This is a genomic window from Nocardia sp. NPDC003345 (assembly GCF_053589395.1).
The window spans coordinates 1-16,595 of sequence record NZ_JBSFRU010000120.1 but is presented as its reverse complement, the minus strand read 5'-3'; the positions used below and the strand labels follow the sequence as shown (position 1 = coordinate 16,595).

Below are 16,595 nucleotides of genomic sequence, written 5' to 3'. Positions count from 1 at the left end.
GCGCTCGAAGCAAGGCGGCGCAGCCGCGAGTCTCGAGCGCTGACAGCAGACGCTTAGGGGGCCGAACCCCGCGCGGCGAAGCCGCGCCAATAAACACAGAACCTTGGCGAGCAGGGTCACCTTCTCACCTTCGCGAGCAGGGTCACCTTCTCACCTCCGCGGGCAAGGTCACCTTCTCACCTCCGCGAGCCTTCCCACCTTCGCGAGCAAGGTCACCCACCCACCCTTGACGGGCAAGGTCACCCCCTCACCTTCGCGAGCAAAGCCCCCACCTTCACCAGCAAGCTCACCTCCCCACCTTCACCAGCAAGACCACCCACCAACCTCCCACGCAACCTCCCCTCCCCTCCACAGCCAAGGCCGCCTCCCCACCATGACGAGAAGACCACCCACCCACCTCACGCAAGGTCACCCCCTCCCCCCCACCTCCACGTCAGACGAAAACCGACTTGTGAGCTGCCCCCAGCAACCGCACCAGATCCGCACCGTCGGCTTCGTCGAGTGCCGCGAAGGCCGGGGCGATCAGGTCTTCCGTGACCGCTTCGGCGCGCTGCCACGCCGCGCGGACCTCGTCGGTGATCTCTTCGAAGGGTTCCGGCCAGCCGTACAGGCGGGCTTGGCCGGGGCCGTCGTTGAGGGGGGAGCCGGCGATCAGCACCGCCTGCAGCGGGGTGATCCCGGCGGCGCGGACGGCCAGTAGGTGCAGGCCGCCGCGGAGTTCGCGGAGAGTGTAGATCAGCTGTTGCGCCCGGCCGGGGGCGTCTGCGGGCAGCGGCAGGGCCCGCCAGCCGGCGAACAGCGGGACAGCGGACGGGTCGGCCGCGGCCGCGACTTGCTCCAGTAGGGCCGCGAGTCGCTCGATATCGTCGACGCCGGCGAGTTTGCGGCGGCCGAACTCATTGCAGGCGGCCGCGTAGCGCAGCGCTGCTTCGGCGGCGGGGATCGGGACGGATTCCCAGGCGGCGCGGACTGTATGTCCGGGGAAGAAGCCGAAGGCCGCGGTGACGACGTCGGCGTCCACGTCGCCGAGGGCGCCGCCGCGGCCGCGGGTGTAGGGGCCCATGAAGTTGTCCACACCTGTGCCGGTGGCGTAGGCCCGGGCCTCCCTGGAGAACTGGAACCCTCCGCCGAGTTCCTGGATGTATTTGTTCACTACGGCACCGACAGTCACGAGATTCCCTCCGCTGAGACGACTCTCGTCACCCTAGCGCTTTTTTACGCCGTATGGACCCCGGTTCCGGCGCTCTCAGTCGAACGGGGTGCGCACCCGCCCGACCAGTTCGGCGACCGAGTCGAGCACCATGGTCGGCCGGTAGGGGTAGTGCTCGACGGAGGTTTTCGTCGAGATACCCGAGGTCACGAGGATGGTGCGCATACCGGCTTCCATACCCGAGATGACATCGGTGTCCATCCGGTCGCCGATCATCACGCTGCTCTGGGAATGGGCGTCGATGCGGCGTAGCGCCGAACGCATCATCAGCGGGTTCGGTTTACCGATGTAGTAGGGGTCGCGGCCGGTGGCACGGGTGATGAGGGCCGCGACCGAACCGGTCGCGGGCAGGACACCGTCGCGGGACGGGCCGGTGGGGTCGGGGTTGGTGGCGATGAACCGGGCGCCCCGCTCGACCAGGCGGATCGCGGTGGTGATCGCCTCGAACGAATAGGTCCGGGTCTCGCCCAGCACGACATAGTCGGGATCGACCTCGGTCAGCACGTAGCCGATCTCGTGCAGGGCTGTGGTGAGCCCGGATTCACCGACCACATAGGCGGTGCCGCCCGGCCGCTGCTCGTTCAGGAAACTCGCCGTGGCCAGGGCCGAGGTCCAGATCGAATGCTCCGGTATCTCCAGCCCGGTCTGACGCAACCGCGCTTGCAGATCGCGCGGGGTGCGGATGGAATTGTTGGTCAGCACCAGGAACGGGATCGCCTCCGCCCGCAGCTCGGCGAGGAATTCGTCGGCGCCGGGGACCATATGGTCCTCGTGCACCAGCACTCCGTCCATATCGGTGAGGTAGGACAGGATGGGCTCGTCTGTGCTCACACCGTCGATTCTGCGCTTCGCCGCGCACCGGGTGGGTATGCCGCGCCAGGAACACCTCGCCCGGCCCCGCGGTTGTCACATCCGGCGCGCCGGGAACGCACCACCGGCCGGGTGTGGGACTGCGGGTGGGCCGAGTCCGACGGTGCCTATTAGTGTCGGATCCGGGCCGGAAACGGTCCGACCACAAGCGACAGGAGTGGCGCAACATGGGTGAGCTGAAGCTCGGGTACAAGGCGTCGGCGGAACAATTCGGACCCCGTGAACTGGTGGAGCTCGCGGTGCTGGTCGAGCAGCACGGCCTCGACAGCGCGACGGTCAGCGACCATTTCCAGCCGTGGCGGCACAAGGGCGGGCACGCGCCGTTCTCGCTGGCCTGGCTGGCGGCGGCGGGTGAGCGCACCGAGCGCATCATGCTCGGCACCTCGGTGCTCACCCCGACCTTCCGGTACAACCCCGCGGTGATCGCCCAGGCCTTCGCGACTCTGGGTTGCCTGTATCCCGGCCGGGTGATGCTGGGTGTGGGCACCGGTGAGGCGCTCAACGAGATCGCCACCGGGTACGAGGGCGAATGGCCGGAGTTCAAGGAACGGTTCGCCCGGCTGCGGGAATCGGTCGATCTCATGCGGGCGCTGTGGACCGGGGAACGCACCGATTTCGAGGGCACCTACTACAACACGGTCGGCGCTTCCATCTACGACGTGCCCGAGGGCGGTATCCCGGTCTACGTCGCGGCCGGCGGGCCGGTGGTGGCCCGTTATGCCGGGCGCGCGGGCGACGGCTTCATCTGCACCTCGGGCAAGGGGATGGACCTCTACACCGAGAAGCTGATGCCGGCCGTCGCCGAGGGCGCGGAGAAGGCCGGGCGCGAGGTGACCGCCATCGACCGGATGATCGAGATCAAGATCTCCTACGACACCGACCCGGAACTCGCCCTGGAGAACACCCGTTTCTGGGCGCCGCTGTCGCTGACCGCCGAACAGAAGCACAGCATCACCGACCCGATCGAGATGGAGGAAGCGGCCGACGCGCTGCCGATCGAGCAGATCGCCAAGCGCTGGATCGTCGCCAGCGACCCGGACGAGGCGGTGGACCTGGTGAAACCGTATGTCGATGCGGGCCTCAACCACCTGGTGTTCCACGCCCCCGGTCACGACCAGAAGCGCTTCCTGGACCTCTTCCAGCGCGATCTCGCCCCCCGCCTGCGCAAGCTCGGCTAGAGCACAACGGCGACCGTCACACCGACCGGCCGGTGAGCACGCTCATCGGCCGGTCGACCGGTTTTCTCGGCACGCTCCCACTCTTCAGTACTCAGAGGTACTATTGCTGTATAGGATCGCCGAGTGAGTTTTCGACTGGAGATGGTCGATGAAATGCGTGAATGGTTGCATCGACTACGACATGACGACCGAGCTACCGCCATCCTGGTCGGTCAGGCCATTACCGCCCTGCTCGATGAAGGCCCGGCCCTCGGTCGGCCGCTGGTGGACCGAATCCAGGGGTCGCCGCTCCTACACAACCTGAAGGAACTGCGCCCCGGATCTGCCGGGACGAGCGAGATCCGGATCCTTTTCGTCTTCGACCCCGAACGCAACGCGGTTCTGCTCGTCGCCGGCGATAAATCCGGGAGCTGGACGCGCTGGTATCGGGAGGCGATACCGGTGGCCGAATCGCGGTATGCCGAATATCTGGAGAATAGGAAACGCCGATGAGCACTCATTCGTATGACAAAGAGGGCTTCCTGGCCGAGTTTTTTCCTGACGAGAACGACCAGGTCGAAATCGAAACCGGAGCACGACACATGGTTGCGCTCAGTCGCGCTACCCGGCTCATGGAAATGCGCAAGCGGTTGGGGCTGACGCAGGCCGAGATCGCCGAGCGAATGCATGTCCGTCAGGAACGAGTATCCGCCCTCGAACGCGCCGATATCACCGCGAGCGAGTTGCGCACCCTCGCCGCCTATATCGAGGCGCTCGGCGGGCGGATGGAGATCATCGCAGATTTCGGAGGGGAACGGCTCGTCGTCGGCTGACCGAACGCAATTCCCGTGACAGGCTCATCGGCCGGTCGTGCCGTCGATGAGTTCACGCAGGATATCCGCGTGACCGGCGTGGCGGCCGGTTTCTTCGATCATGTGGACCAGTGCCCAGCGCACACTCGGCGCCGATTTGCCCGGCCGCGTGTGCGGGAGCGGCGCGGCGAGTTCGGGGCAGCCGTCGAGCAGCTCGTTCGCTCGCCGCACCGTCTCGCGGTAGCGGGCGACGACATCGGCCACGCTGTCGGTGGGGGACGCCCGGAAGGTCGCCTGCCAGTCGGTCACATTCTCGCCGAGGAATATCGAGCGTTCGACGAATACCAGGTGGGTGAGCAGGCCGAGCAGGTTCGTCCCGGACGGCACGGCGGCGGTACGGACCTGCGGTTCGGGAGCACCGTCCACCTTCCCGGCGATCGAGTCCCGGAGGTAGTCGAGGAAACCGCGCAGGGTCTCGATCTCGCCGTTTCCGGTGCGGGGCGGAGAAGCGTCGCGGCGACGTCGTGAGGTGGCAGGCACGGCAGACTCCTTCAGAGCTGGTAGGGCACGAGATCACGGCCCTACCAGTCTTTCCGCGATACCCCGCTTTGGCACGAATTTTTGCCGGTCCGGCAAATCTACCCGGCCACCGTTACGGAACGAGGACGATCCGGCCGCGGACACCACCTTCGGCCATCCTCCGATAGGCATCGGCGGCCGCGGCGAGCGGCACGACGGCGTGGACGCGGGCCGGCAGTTCCCCCGACGACACCCGTGCCAGCAAAGGGCCCAGGAGCGCGCCGTCGGGCCGGGCGAAGACGACTTCGACGGCGATGCCCCGCTCCTCGGGAAGCCGCGAGGCCGGCTGCACCCCGACGAATCGGCCACCGTCGCGGACCGCGCGCAAGGCGGGCTCCTGCATCGCACCGGCATCGGCGACGGCGTCCCAGCCCGCCCCGGGATCGGTGGCGAACTCGACCCCGAGACCCCGGACGAACGGCTCGTCGGCCGGGCGCGCCAGCCCGGTCACCTGCCACCCGCGGTCCCGGGCGAGTACGGCGACGTACGCGCCCACCGCACCGGCGGCGCCGGTCACCAGCAGCCGCCGGCCATCGCCCGGCGCCGCACCCAGAAGGTCGACGAGCCCGGCGGCCGCAGTGGCGTTGAGCGGTACCGTCGCGGCCGCCACCAGGTCCATACCGTCGGGAACCACGGCGACATTCGCGGCGGGCACCAGGAGTTGCTCGGCATGGGAGCCGTGGTCGCGGTCGAAACCGTCGAGGAATCCGGCCACCCTGGTACCCGGGCGCAGGTCGACGCCGGATCCGGCATCGACGACCGTGCCGGCGAAATCCCAGCCGAGGCCGGTGTATTCGGGCCGATGGACCAGTCCGAGCCGGTGGAAGATGCCTCCGGCCACGCCCAGGTCGACCGGGTTGATCGCCGCGGCGGCGACCTCGACGCGGATCTCCCCGGGCCCCGGTTGGGCCACGGGCGCGTCCACGATCTCGATCGAGTCGGGGCCGGCGGGCACCCGGACCACGGCCCGTCGCGACATCGTTCGATTCACAACCTTCTGCTGCTTCGTGTTCGTCACCGTCTGCTCCTTCGTCGAGGTCGTAGGGGTCTTGCCTTCGGTGTGGTGCAGCACCATCATGGGGATATCTACTTCCCATGAGGAAGTAGGCACCTGGAAGTGTGTAGGTCACCGAGCGGAAGAGATGAGTGATGCCGACCAGAACCGCGTCCCAGCGGCGGGCCGTCGCCAAAGCCGAGTACGACGCTTTTCTCGCGGCCTGCCCCAGCCGCCAACTCCTGGAGCGGATCTCCGATAAGTGGGTCGCCCTGGTGCTCGCCGCGCTGGGCGGCGACGGCCCCCGGCCCGGGGCCGCTTCCACCGGCGAACCGCGGCCCATGCGCTTCTCCGAACTCGCCCGCCGGATCTCGGGCGTCAGTCAGAAGATGTTGACGCAGACGTTGCGCGCACTCGAACGCGACGGGATGGTGACCAGAACCGTGACCCCCACGGTGCCCGTCACCGTCACCTACGAGCTGACCGATCTCGGCCGTTCGCTCCAGGGCGTCATGCGGGAGATCAAGGACTGGGCCGAAGGCCATATGGAGGAGGTCGGCGCCCATCGCGACACCTACGACCGCCGGCAGGGCGAACTCGCGGGCTGATCCGGCGAGATCACCGCGCCGGGTGCGCCCACCCGGCGGTAGCGGTCGACACACTTGTCCGATATGCCGCGTCCGGCGGCCCGGCGCGGCAGTACGCCCGGTTACGCTCTCCCGTATGGCCGAGGTTGCTGCGTCCAGTGTGTACATCGCATCGCCGGAGGGCGATACCGGGAAATCGACAGTGGCGCTCGGTGTGCTGCAGATGTTGTGCGCGACCACCGCGCGGGTGGGGGTGTTCCGGCCCATCACGCGGTCGGCGACCGAACCCGACTACATCCTGGAGTTGCTGCTCGAGCACAGCACCGTGGACCTGGAATACCACCAGGCGGTGGGGGTGAACTACGAGCAGGTGCACGCCGACCCCGACGGGGCGATCTCCGAGATCGTGATGCGATACCACGAGGTCGCCGACCTATGCGATGCCGTGGTGATCGTGGGCAGCGATTACACGGATGTGGCCAGCCCGAGCGAACTCCGGTTCAACGCCCGGATCGCGGTGAACCTCGGGGCGCCGGTGCTGCTGGTGGTCCGTGGCGCGCAGCGTTCGCCCAAGGAGGTGCAGCAACTGGTGGAGCTGTGCACGGCCGAGTTGTCGGCGGAGCATGCGCAGCTCGCGGCGATCGTCGCCAACCGGTGCGCGCCCGACGCCATGGATTCGGTCCGGGACGAGCTCACCGAGTTCGGCGTGCCGTCCTGGAGCCTGCCGGAGGTGCCGCTGCTGATCGCACCCACCATGGCCGAGTTGTGCGCGGCGCTCGGCGGCGAGATCTACAGCGGCGACCCCGAACTCCTGCATCGTGAGGCGCTGGGGGTGATGGTCGGCGGGATGACCGCGGAGCACATCCTGGAGCGGCTCTACGACGGCGCGGTGGTGATCGCGCCGGGCGACCGGTCCGATGTGCTGCTGAGCGTGGTGAACGCGCACGAGGCCGAGAGTTTCCCCTCGCTGGCCGGGATCATCATGAACGGCGGCCTGCTACCGCATCCCGCGGTGGCCCGGCTCATCACCGGACTCAAACCCCGATTACCCATCCTGACCACCGGCCAGGGCACCTACGACACCGCCGGTATCGCGCACCGGACACGGGGCCGGATGTCGGCGGACAACCCGCGCAAGGTCGATACGGCGCTGGCGCTGATGGAAACCCATGTCGACGCCGCCGAGTTCCTGCGACGCCTCGAGGTACCGCTGACCAGCGTGGTGACCCCGCAGATGTTCGAGTACCAGCTCATCGAACGTGCGCGGGCGGATCGCAAGACCATCGTGCTGCCCGAGGGCGACGACGACCGGGTGCTGCGGGCCGCCGGACGGGTGTTGCAGCGCAAGATCGCCGATCTGATCATCCTCGGCGACGAGACCGCCGTCCGGGCGCGGGCCGCGGAACTCGGGGTGGACATCACCGACGCGACGGTCCTGGACCCGCGGACCTCCGACCATATCGACGATTTCGCCCGCGAATACGCCGAGCTGCGCAAACACAAAGGGATCGGGCTGGAGCGGGCGCGCGAAACCGTCACCGACATCTCCTATTTCGGCACCATGATGGTGCATCGCGGGCTCGCCGACGGCATGGTGTCCGGCGCCGCCCACACCACCGCGCACACCATCCGCCCGTCGTTCGAGATCATCAAAACGGTGCCCGGGGTTTCCACGGTGTCGAGCGTTTTCCTGATGTGCCTGGCCGACCGGGTGCTGGCCTACGGTGACTGCGCCGTGGTCCCCGATCCGACCTCGGAGCAGCTGGCCGATATCGCGGTCTCCTCGGCGGCCACGGCGACCCGGTTCGGTATCGATGCCCGGATCGCCATGCTGTCCTATTCCACCGGCGAATCGGGCAGCGGCGCGGATGTCGACAAGGTCCGGGTGGCCACCGGGCTGGTACGCGAACGCGCGCCGGAACTACTGGTGGAGGGACCCATCCAATACGACGCGGCCATCGAGCCGACGGTCGCCGATGCCAAACTTCCCGGGTCCGAGGTGGCGGGCCGGGCCACGGTTTTCATCTTCCCGGACCTCAATACCGGCAACAACACCTATAAGGCGGTGCAGCGCAGCGCGGGGGCCGTCGCGATCGGACCCGTCCTGCAGGGTCTGCGCAAACCGGTCAACGACCTCTCTCGCGGCGCCCTGGTCACCGATATCGTGAACACAGTGGCCATCACCGCCATTCAGGCGCAGCAGCAGTGACCGCGACGCGGTCCGGCGGACAGGAGACTGCGGTGGACAGCAAGCTGGTTCTGGTGGTCAACTCCGGCTCGTCCTCGATCAAATATCAGCTGGTGGCGCCGGTATCGGGTGAGGTCGCGGCGGCCGGGCTGGTACAGCGGATCGGTGAGGAAAGCGGCTCGATCGAGCACACCGACGGCGACCGGACGGTCACCGACGAGGTCCGGGTCGACGATCACACCGCCGGATTACGGCTGGCCTTCGAGAAATTCGCCGAAACCGGCCGGGATCTGGCCGGCGCGGGAGTCACCGCGGTGGGGCACCGCGTGGTGCACGGCGGCGAGATCTTCTACCGGCCGACCCTCGTCGACGACCGGGTGCTGCGCACGATATCCGAGCTGTCGACCCTGGCCCCGCTGCACAATCCCGCCAACGTGCGGGGTATCGAGGCGGTCCGCACACTACTGCCCGGGGTGGCACAGGTGGCGGTATTCGATACCGCCTTCTTCCACGGCCTGCCCGAGGCCGCGCGCACCTACGCCATCGACCGGCAGGTCGCGCAGGCGCACGGAATCCGCCGCTACGGTTTCCACGGCACCTCGCACGAGTACGTCTCGGGACAGGCCGCCGAATTCCTCGGGCGCCCCGCCGATTCGCTGAACCAGATCGTCTTCCATCTCGGCAACGGCGCCTCGGTCTCGGCCCTGCGCGGCGGCCGGCCGGTGGACACCAGTATGGGTTTGACCCCGCTGGAGGGCCTGGTCATGGGCACCCGGTCCGGCGATCTGGATCCGGGGATCATCATCCACCTCATGCGCGCGGCGCATCTGGACATCTCGGGCGTGGACCGGCTGCTCAACCGGGGTTCCGGATTGCGGGGACTGGCGGGGGTGAACGATTTCCGCGAGCTGCGGCGACTCATCGACTCCGGCGATACCGCCGCCCGCACCGCCTACGACGTCTACGTACACCGCATCCGGCACTACCTGGGCGCCTATCTGGTCGAACTGGGCGGTGTGGACGCGATCACCTTCACCGCCGGTGTGGGCGAGAACAATCCGGATATCCGGGCCGATGCCCTGGCCGGGCTGCAACGGTTCGGCATCGCGGTGGATACCGCCCGCAACACCGCGCCGGAGCGCATCGCCCGGCGGATCTCCCCGCCGGACGCCGCCGTCGAGGTCCTGGTGATTCCGACCAACGAGGAACTCGCGATCGCGCGGGCGGCCCTCGCCGTCACCGAGGCAGGTGGCGACGGTCAGTAGCAGGTGAGGGGCTGTAGCGCATCCGGCGCCTGCGGCCCGAGGCTCGCGTAGGCGGAGGCGATCCCCGTCACCGCCCGCCGCAGTTCGGGTTCCGAGGTCGTATAGGGCAGGCGCAGGAACCGCTCGAACGCACCCTGCACACCGAACCGGGGGCCGGCGGCCAGCAGGACGCCGTGATTGGGGGCGGTGGCGGCCAGTGCCGATGCCACCGGCGCGGGGAGCTGCGCCCACACCGACATACCGCCGACACCGGGCAGCACCTGCCAGCCCGGCAGTTCCTCCGCCATCGACCCCAGCAGCGCCGCCCGCTGATCCCGCAGCAATGCGCGGCGGCGGCGCAGGATCGGCCCGGAATTCTCCAGCAGATGCACCGCCGCCAGCTGATCCATCACCGGGGTGCCCATATCGACGGTGGCGCGTGAGGTCAGCAGCCTGGTGATCAGCGATTCCGAGGTCCGGATCCAGCCGACCCGCAACCCGCCCCAGAAGGATTTCGAGGCCGAGCCGATCGTGATGACCTCGGAGCCCTTCGCGAAAGCGGCGACCGGCGCCGGAGGTACGGCGTCGTCGAGCGACAGGTCGACCATCGATTCGTCGATGATCAGGGTCATCCGGGTTTCCCGGGCGATGGCGGCGAGTTCGGCGCGGGCGGGCTCGTCCATCAGGAAACCGGTGGGATTGTTGTGGTCGGGCACCAGATAGGCCAGCGCCGCGGCGGTCTGGCGCGCGGCGCTGCGGATTCCGTCGAGGTCCCAGGCCGCGTGCGGGGCCTCCGGCCGCAGGGGTACCGGGATCGGGCGGGCGCCGACATCGCGGATCGCCTCGATCGCGTTGGGATAGGTGGGGTGGTCGATGAGTACCCGCGAGGTCGGCGCGGCGAGCACGTTCACCAGCAGCCGCAGACCGTGCTGGGCGCCGAGGGTCACCAGGATCTGATCGGCGGTGGTCGGCAGCCCGCGTTCGGTGTAGCGGCGGGCCAGCGCCTCCCGCAGCGGCCCGATTCCCACCGGGTCCATACCGTGGGTGCCCAGGTAGGAGGAGATGCCCTGAAGCGCCACGGCATAGGCGTCCTCCATTTCGGGCGGCGCGGTCATGGCCGCGTAGGTCAGGTCCACGGCGGGCCGGTCGCCGGTGGACATGGTGGCCAGGATGCCGCGTGCGACCCGGCGGCCGTCGTGCGCGATGGACGGCGGCAGGGCGACGGTACTGCGCGACCCCTGCCGGGTGATCAGATAGCCGTGCTCACGCAGCAGCGAATAGGTGGAGGTCACCGTGGTGCGGCTGACCCCGAGCGTCGCGGCGAGGTCGCGTTCGCTGGGCAGGGCCACCCCGAGTGGCGCCCGGCCGTCGTGGATGAGCAGCCGGATCCCCTCCGCCAGCGCCAGATAGGCGGGGCGTGCGGTCTTGCGGGTGGTTTCCGCGGATCCCGGGTCGGCGCTGCGCCAGTGCCCGAGATCGCGAGCGAGACCCGACGCGCCGATCACTCGTGTTGCCATAAGGTCCAGTATCGACCGATTGGCTCTTTATCGGCAAGTCCAGTGAGCGGATGCTGGAAACATGACACTCTTGGTGACGCTCGTGGGAGTGGGAACTTTCGTCTTCTTCGCCTACCAGTACCTCGTGACCGAATCACGGATACCCGAACTGCTGGAACGGTACCGGCCGCTCGGTTCGGTCACGGATGATTCGCTAACCCGGTACGACACCGAACGCGAGTTCCGGGACCTGGACGCCGTCCGCGCGCACCGGGAGCCGGGACCGAACCCATTCCGTGCCGGCTGAGTCCGGGCACGACCTTCAGACCATCAATCGACCAGTCCAGTTACAAAACTGGACTGGTCTTCACTCAGTCCAGGGGATGCTGCCGGTAGAACTCACACGCGTCACCGGAGAGCAGACCGTCGTCGCAGGCGAAATAGGTCTGGATACAAGAGTTGCTGTCGCAGCCGAGCTGCACGAGCTGATCACGGACGCGAAGACTCCGTTCCTGGGGTGTCTCGGTGGGCGGCGCGGCGGCCGCGGACACCGGCGCCGCGGAGGTCGTGGCCGTACCGGCCCCGCTGTCGGCACAGGCGGCGAAGAGCATGGTCCCGGCACACAGCGCCGTGACGGCGGCGAATCGGGCGGCGGATCTCGTGGTCATACGCACCTCCACTTCCCCCGGGTGTTCGACGAGCGGCCAGCCTAACCGACACCCGGCCGGGCCGGAACCGGTCGAGAAACCCGAATCGGACCGACCGGACGGACCGGACGGACTCGATGGTCGATAACCGCTGGTAGCCCGGCCGATGACCCATATGCGCCGACTACCGGGCCGGCCACGGACAGTGCGAAAGCCACCACGGCTCAGAATTCGCCCACTTCGCAGGCGAGACCGTCACCGTCCGCGTCGAGTTGCGGCGAATACCCCGGCTGCCCGCCGTAGAGCGGGGTATCGGTCTCCCGCCGGGCGTGACCACAGCTGATGTAGTACGGGTACCCCTCCTCATCGGGTTGCGTCTGCGCGCGATCGGCCGGGAGCGGATGGGAATCGTCGATCGTATTCGACGACCGCGGCGGGTCCGCCGCAGCCGGGGCGGCGGCCAGGAAGGTCAGGGCGCAACAGGCGGCGAGCAGACGACCGGCGGTTCTTCGAGAACTCATGCTGGAATCCTTGGAACGAAGGGATACCTCCATCCTCGCCCGGACTCCGCGAAAGTGAAAGACCCACGGTTCGGGACGAGCGCCGGACACGCCCGCCCCCAGCCGATTACGGCGTGGCCGCCGGTGGATCGCACACCTTCCAGCCGCTTTCGGTCTCCTGCAGGTCGAAGGTCCGGGTGGTCTGTTCCGGATCCGCCTCGGTCTGCACGCTGACCTGCGCGAGCGCCGTCCGGTCGGTGATCTGGACGGCATCGACACCGGTCACCTCGGGGATCGTGCCTCCGGTGACGGCCTGCTGGTGCACACCCGCGAACTGCTCCTCGGACAGCCCCTGGTAGTACTCGTGCAAACCACCGCAGGTCGCGGCCCGCAGGCCGGCGAGGTCGCCGGATTCCAGTGCACCGGTGTAACTGCCTATCGCGGCGCGGATCCGGCCCTGCGGGGAATCGTCCTCGGACCCCACACCCACCGTCACCGCGATCAACGCGATCACCAGGGCCACCGCGGCACCCGCGGCGATCAGCCACTTCTTGTTCGCACCCGGCCCCGCCGGCGGGGCCGGTGGTGCGGGCGCGACCCGCTGCGGCGCGGCGATCTGCGGCGGCGCCGAATAGGGCGCCGCGACCCGCTGTTCGGCGACGGTCTGCTTGTTGTCGGCGGGCGACGGCGCCGACCCCGGGCGCTGCGGGCCCGCCTGCGGCCGGCCGCCGCCCTGCCGCGGCACGGGCGGCGGCCCCCCGGGCCGCTGCGGCGCCGGCTGCTCCGGACGACCCGGGTTCGCAGGCCCCGGACGTTTCGGTCCGGGCTGCGAACGCGGAGTGGCCGGCGGTTTCGACAGCGGAGGTGCCCCCGAGCCCACCCGGTCGGTCCGCGCCGGGCCCTGAGGTCCGCCGGGGCCCTGCTTCGGCCGGCCGGCCTGACGCACCTGATTCATATCGATGCGCTCGGTGGCATCGGCGTCGGGACGCTGCACCGGCATCGCGACGGTCTTCGCGTCGGGGGCCTGGGGGTCCGCGGGTTTCTCGGGCGGCGGCGCGCCGCCGGGACGTTTCGAGCGGGGGATCACGACGGTTTTCGCGTCGGTGTCCTCGGTGGACTCCGGCTCCGCCGCGGGAACGTCGTCCGCCGCACCGGCGGTGGGTTCTCCGGAATCGCCGCTGCTCGCGGTCCGGTCATCGCGATTCGCGGCCGCACCGGCCGCACCGCTCTCCTTCGTCGAGCCCGCCTGGGTATCGCTCCCCGCGGACGCGGACGCGGTGGTGTCGTCCGCTCGCACGTCATCGGCCGCCCGCGTCTCGGTGTCCGCGGCGGTGCCGTCCTGCTCGGACTCTGTCACCTGTGCACCATCACCCCCGGCGGCGTCGCTGTCCACGACAGCGGCGGGCGTGTCGTCCGCATCCCGCGAGGTAGGGCCTTCGGCTTCCGGTTCCGCCGTGGTCCCCGGGTTCGCGGCCGCCGAATCCTCGACCTCCGCTGCCGGAGCCTCCGCCTGGTCGGCCTCCGCTTCCGCAGCGTCCGCCTGGTCGGCCTCCGCTTCCGCAGCGTCCGCCTGGTCGGCTTCCGCTTCCGCAGCGTCCGTCTGCTCGGCCTCCGCTTCCGCAGCCTCGGTCTGCTCGGTCTCCGCTTCCGCAGCCTCGGTCTGCCCGGCCTCCGCTTCCGCAACCGCTGCCTGCTCGACGACCGGATCCGCGGCCCCGGACTCCTCGGCTGCCGCGCCCTCGGTCACGGGCTCCTCGGCCCCCGAATCCGCGACCACAGCCCCCTCGGCTGCCGAATTCTCGCCGGCGGTCTCCTCCGCGGCCGAATCCTCGGCCACGGGCTTCTCCGCTCCCGGTTTCTCGGACGCGGTCTCCTCGGCCACGGGCCGATCGGACACGGTCTCCTCGGCCCGGACATCCGATCCGGCGCCGGTATCCGCCGAATCATCCGCAGCGGCATCCGACCCCTCCGAAGCCGACTCGTCGTCGGATGCCGCGGCGCCCGTCCCCCCGGTGCCCGAGGTGGGAATGGCCTCCGTTTCCGCGTCGTCACCGGCCGCCGACTCCCGATCGTCCGCGCCCGACGATGCCCGGGGAATGGCCTCCGTTTTCGCGTCGGCCGCCCCCGACGACTGCGTTCCGGTATCCGGCGACGTTGCCTCGGCGGCGGAATCCGCTCCTGAATCGTGGTCCGCGGACGAGCCGGAACCTGACTCCGAACGCGTCGGTTTCTTGTCGTCGGTCGGGTGCGACACCTATACCCCTCGTAACTGGCAAACAGAATGTGATGTAGAAGGCCAGCCTATCGAGCAATCCCCGGGGCCGTGCACAATGAAGCCCATGACCTCGTTCGGTGATCTGCTCGGCCCGCAACCCGTCCTCCTCCCAGAGCTCCACGCGGCACAGGACGCGCTGGACGCGGGCACCGATCCGGTCCGGGTGGCCGCCGACAACCCGGCCGCCTCGATCGCCTGGGCCGCCCTGGCCGAGGCCGCCCTCGACCGGGCCGCCGCAGCCGGCGAGCCCGTCAACCACGACGTCGTGGCCGCCTACGCGTTCGCCCGCACCGGCTATCACCGCGGACTGGATCTGCTGCGCCGCAACGGCTGGAAGGGGTTCGGCCCGGTCCCGTGGGAGCACGAACCCAACCAGGGCTTCCTGCGCAGTGTCGGCGCCCTGGCCCGGGCGGCCCAAGCGGTCGGTGAATCCGACGAATACGCCCGCTGCCTGGATCTGCTCGAGGACTGCGATCCCCGTGCCGCCGGGGAACTCGGTCTGGGCTGAACGACCCCGCGGCATTGATCCACCAGAACTCACCGGTGGCCCGGGCCAAGACCAGGGGCGCCGACCGGATGCGGCGATCCTGGAAGCGATTGCGCCTGTCCGCGCTGCCCATCGTGCAGTGTTCGCTGGCCGCGGCCCTGGCCTGGTTCCTGGCCAAGGATGTGGTCGGGCACCCGCTGCCGTTCTTCGCACCCACCGCCGCCGTGGTGTCGATCGGCACCGCGTTCGGAGCGCGGCTGCGGCGGTCGCTGGAACTGGTCGTGGGGGTCGCGGTCGGAATCGGCGTCGGTGATCTGTTCATCTCACAGGTCGGCACCGGAGTCTGGCAGATCGCCCTCGTCGTGGCGGTGGCCATGGCGCTGGCGGTATTCCTCGACGGCGGCCCGATCATCGGTATCCAGGCCTCCGGTTCGGCGGTACTGGTCGCGACGCTGATGCCGCCCGATACCGGCGCCGGACTCTCGCGCATGGTCGACGCGCTGATCGGCGGGCTGGTCGGAGTGGTCGTCGTCGCGGCGCTCCCGCTGCACCCGGTACGCCGCGCCCGCGAACACGCCGCCGCCGTGCTGGGCGTGATGGCCAAATCGCTCGACGACTGCGCCCACGGGCTCCTGGAACAGGACCCCGCCAAAATCCACGACGCCCTCACCGCGGTACGCGCCACACAACCGCAACTGGATTCGCTGCGCAAAACCCTGGAGGGTGGCCGCGAGGTCAGCCGGATCTCCCCGCTGTACTGGAACTCCCGCAGCCGGCTGGAACGGCTACGCGCCGCCGCCGACCCGCTGGACAACGCCGTCCGCAACACCCGGGTACTACTGCGCCGCTCACTGACACTGGTCCGCGACGACGAAATCCTGCACCCCGGACTGATCGAAGAAGTGGAACGACTGTCCACCGCCGTGGACGTGGTGCGGCGGATGGTGCTCGCCGACCCCGGCGAACAACCCGACCGCGCGGAAGCCGCCCGCGTCCTGCGCTCGGTCGCCAAACAGGCGGATCCCGATCTCGTCTCGGGAGCGGGACTCTCCGCACACGTGGTCTTCGCGCAGGTCCGCTCCACCCTCATCGACCTCATGCAGGTATGCGGGGTGCAGCGGGTCTCGGCACTGGCGCTGCTGCCGCCGACGGTACCCAACCCCTATGTCATGCCCCAGAATTGACGTTCCGCCGCCGCGACGACACCCGTTCGGACTCGGATTCGTCTCGACTGGCCCACTACCCGTGCCGCCGAATCCGGGCTCCACTAATGTGAAATAAGACCGAACCGGTTCCACCGGTCCGGTCGGGACCCCACCCGTGCGCCGCGTCGCCGACGGCAGCGGTGCCTACAGCGCCGAATCCGTTTCGGATACCCGGACGCCGGCCCGGGCGGGGAATCCGGGCCCGTCCGGCCGGCGCCGCGCCGGACGGGCCCTCTCGGAAATGTTGGAGCGGCTCCGCCGCTCGAGGGTTCGGCCCCCTGAGCGTCTGCTGTCAGCGCTCGAGACTTGTGGCTTCGCCACATGCGCTTCGAGCGCTGACAGCA

The 16,595-nt window shown here is 69.2% G+C and carries 17 protein-coding genes; 9 read left to right on the top strand and 8 right to left on the bottom strand.

The window, feature by feature from the left end:
• Positions 1–433 precede the first annotated feature (433 nt).
• A complete protein-coding gene (locus tag ACWDU1_RS15595; protein ID WP_449999049.1) occupies positions 434–1,171 on the bottom strand; it encodes an SCO6745 family protein in 738 nt (245 codons plus the stop codon).
• 75 nt (positions 1,172–1,246) lie between these two features.
• A complete protein-coding gene (locus tag ACWDU1_RS15590; RefSeq protein ID WP_449999052.1) occupies positions 1,247–2,002 on the bottom strand; it encodes an HAD-IIA family hydrolase in 756 nt (251 codons plus the stop codon).
• A 245-nt stretch (positions 2,003–2,247) separates the two neighbouring features.
• Between ACWDU1_RS15590 and fgd the strand changes: the two genes are divergently transcribed.
• From fgd to ACWDU1_RS15575, 3 genes are all read left to right on the top strand, one after another.
• On the top strand, positions 2,248–3,258 hold the full coding sequence (gene fgd, locus ACWDU1_RS15585; protein WP_449999047.1) for a glucose-6-phosphate dehydrogenase (coenzyme-F420): 1,011 nt from the start codon (positions 2,248–2,250) through the stop codon (positions 3,256–3,258).
• Positions 3,259–3,381: 123 nt separating this feature from the next.
• A complete protein-coding gene (locus tag ACWDU1_RS15580) occupies positions 3,382–3,750 on the top strand; it encodes a type II toxin-antitoxin system RelE/ParE family toxin (RefSeq protein WP_449999046.1) in 369 nt (122 codons plus the stop codon).
• Positions 3,747–4,070 (top strand): helix-turn-helix domain-containing protein, encoded by a 324-nt coding sequence (locus ACWDU1_RS15575; RefSeq protein ID WP_449999044.1) that lies wholly within the window; start codon positions 3,747–3,749, stop codon positions 4,068–4,070. The genes ACWDU1_RS15580 and ACWDU1_RS15575 overlap by 4 nt, the downstream gene beginning before the upstream one ends.
• Before the next feature lie 24 nt (positions 4,071–4,094).
• Here ACWDU1_RS15575 and ACWDU1_RS15570 read toward each other — a convergent pair whose 3' ends face one another.
• Positions 4,095–4,589: a DinB family protein gene (locus ACWDU1_RS15570; protein ID WP_449999042.1), complete on the bottom strand. Its 495-nt coding sequence runs from the start codon at positions 4,587–4,589 to the stop codon at positions 4,095–4,097.
• A 112-nt stretch (positions 4,590–4,701) separates the two neighbouring features.
• Positions 4,702–5,739 carry an NADP-dependent oxidoreductase gene (locus tag ACWDU1_RS15565; protein ID WP_449999040.1) on the bottom strand — a complete coding sequence of 346 codons (1,038 nt, stop codon included), beginning with the start codon at positions 5,737–5,739 and terminating at the stop codon, positions 4,702–4,704.
• 38 nt (positions 5,740–5,777) lie between these two features.
• On the opposite strand from ACWDU1_RS15565, the gene ACWDU1_RS15560 reads away from it, so the two are divergent.
• From ACWDU1_RS15560 to ACWDU1_RS15550, 3 genes are all read left to right on the top strand, one after another.
• Positions 5,778–6,230, top strand: a complete 453-nt coding sequence (locus tag ACWDU1_RS15560; protein WP_449999038.1) for a winged helix-turn-helix transcriptional regulator — start codon at positions 5,778–5,780, stop codon at positions 6,228–6,230.
• A 115-nt stretch (positions 6,231–6,345) separates the two neighbouring features.
• Positions 6,346–8,418: a phosphate acetyltransferase gene (pta, locus tag ACWDU1_RS15555; protein ID WP_449999037.1), complete on the top strand. Its 2,073-nt coding sequence runs from the start codon at positions 6,346–6,348 to the stop codon at positions 8,416–8,418.
• Positions 8,419–8,450: 32 nt separating this feature from the next.
• Complete coding sequence (locus ACWDU1_RS15550) at positions 8,451–9,662, top strand: acetate kinase (protein WP_449999036.1); 1,212 nt, start codon at positions 8,451–8,453, stop codon at positions 9,660–9,662.
• Here ACWDU1_RS15550 and yczR read toward each other — a convergent pair.
• Complete coding sequence (gene yczR / locus ACWDU1_RS15545; protein ID WP_449999035.1) at positions 9,656–11,158, bottom strand: MocR-like transcription factor YczR; 1,503 nt, start codon at positions 11,156–11,158, stop codon at positions 9,656–9,658. The two genes, ACWDU1_RS15550 and yczR, sit on opposite strands and share 7 nt — an antisense overlap.
• A gap of 61 nt (positions 11,159–11,219) precedes the next feature.
• Here yczR and ACWDU1_RS15540 point away from each other — a divergent pair, with 61 nt between their 5' ends.
• Positions 11,220–11,444 carry a hypothetical protein gene (locus tag ACWDU1_RS15540; protein ID WP_449999033.1) on the top strand — a complete coding sequence of 75 codons (225 nt, stop codon included), beginning with the start codon at positions 11,220–11,222 and terminating at the stop codon, positions 11,442–11,444.
• Between the two features lie 64 nt (positions 11,445–11,508).
• Here ACWDU1_RS15540 and ACWDU1_RS15535 read toward each other — a convergent pair whose 3' ends face one another.
• The 3 genes from ACWDU1_RS15535 to ACWDU1_RS15525 form a co-directional block, all read right to left on the bottom strand.
• Complete coding sequence (locus ACWDU1_RS15535; RefSeq protein WP_449999031.1) at positions 11,509–11,805, bottom strand: hypothetical protein; 297 nt, start codon at positions 11,803–11,805, stop codon at positions 11,509–11,511.
• Positions 11,806–12,008: 203 nt separating this feature from the next.
• A complete protein-coding gene (locus tag ACWDU1_RS15530; RefSeq protein WP_449999029.1) occupies positions 12,009–12,305 on the bottom strand; it encodes an excalibur calcium-binding domain-containing protein in 297 nt (98 codons plus the stop codon).
• A 106-nt stretch (positions 12,306–12,411) separates the two neighbouring features.
• The gene (locus tag ACWDU1_RS15525; RefSeq protein WP_449999027.1) at positions 12,412–14,538 is read right to left on the bottom strand and encodes an Rv0361 family membrane protein; all 2,127 of its coding nucleotides are present in this window, start codon (positions 14,536–14,538) and stop codon (positions 12,412–12,414) included.
• Positions 14,539–14,623: 85 nt separating this feature from the next.
• Here ACWDU1_RS15525 and ACWDU1_RS15520 point away from each other — a divergent pair, with 85 nt between their 5' ends.
• Both ACWDU1_RS15520 and ACWDU1_RS15515 read left to right on the top strand, forming a co-directional pair.
• Positions 14,624–15,067 (top strand): DUF3151 domain-containing protein, encoded by a 444-nt coding sequence (locus ACWDU1_RS15520; RefSeq protein WP_449999025.1) that lies wholly within the window; start codon positions 14,624–14,626, stop codon positions 15,065–15,067.
• A gap of 68 nt (positions 15,068–15,135) precedes the next feature.
• Entirely contained in the window at positions 15,136–16,230 is a 1,095-nt protein-coding gene (locus ACWDU1_RS15515) for an FUSC family protein (RefSeq protein ID WP_449999051.1), read from the top strand.
• Positions 16,231–16,595: the final 365 nt, after the last annotated feature.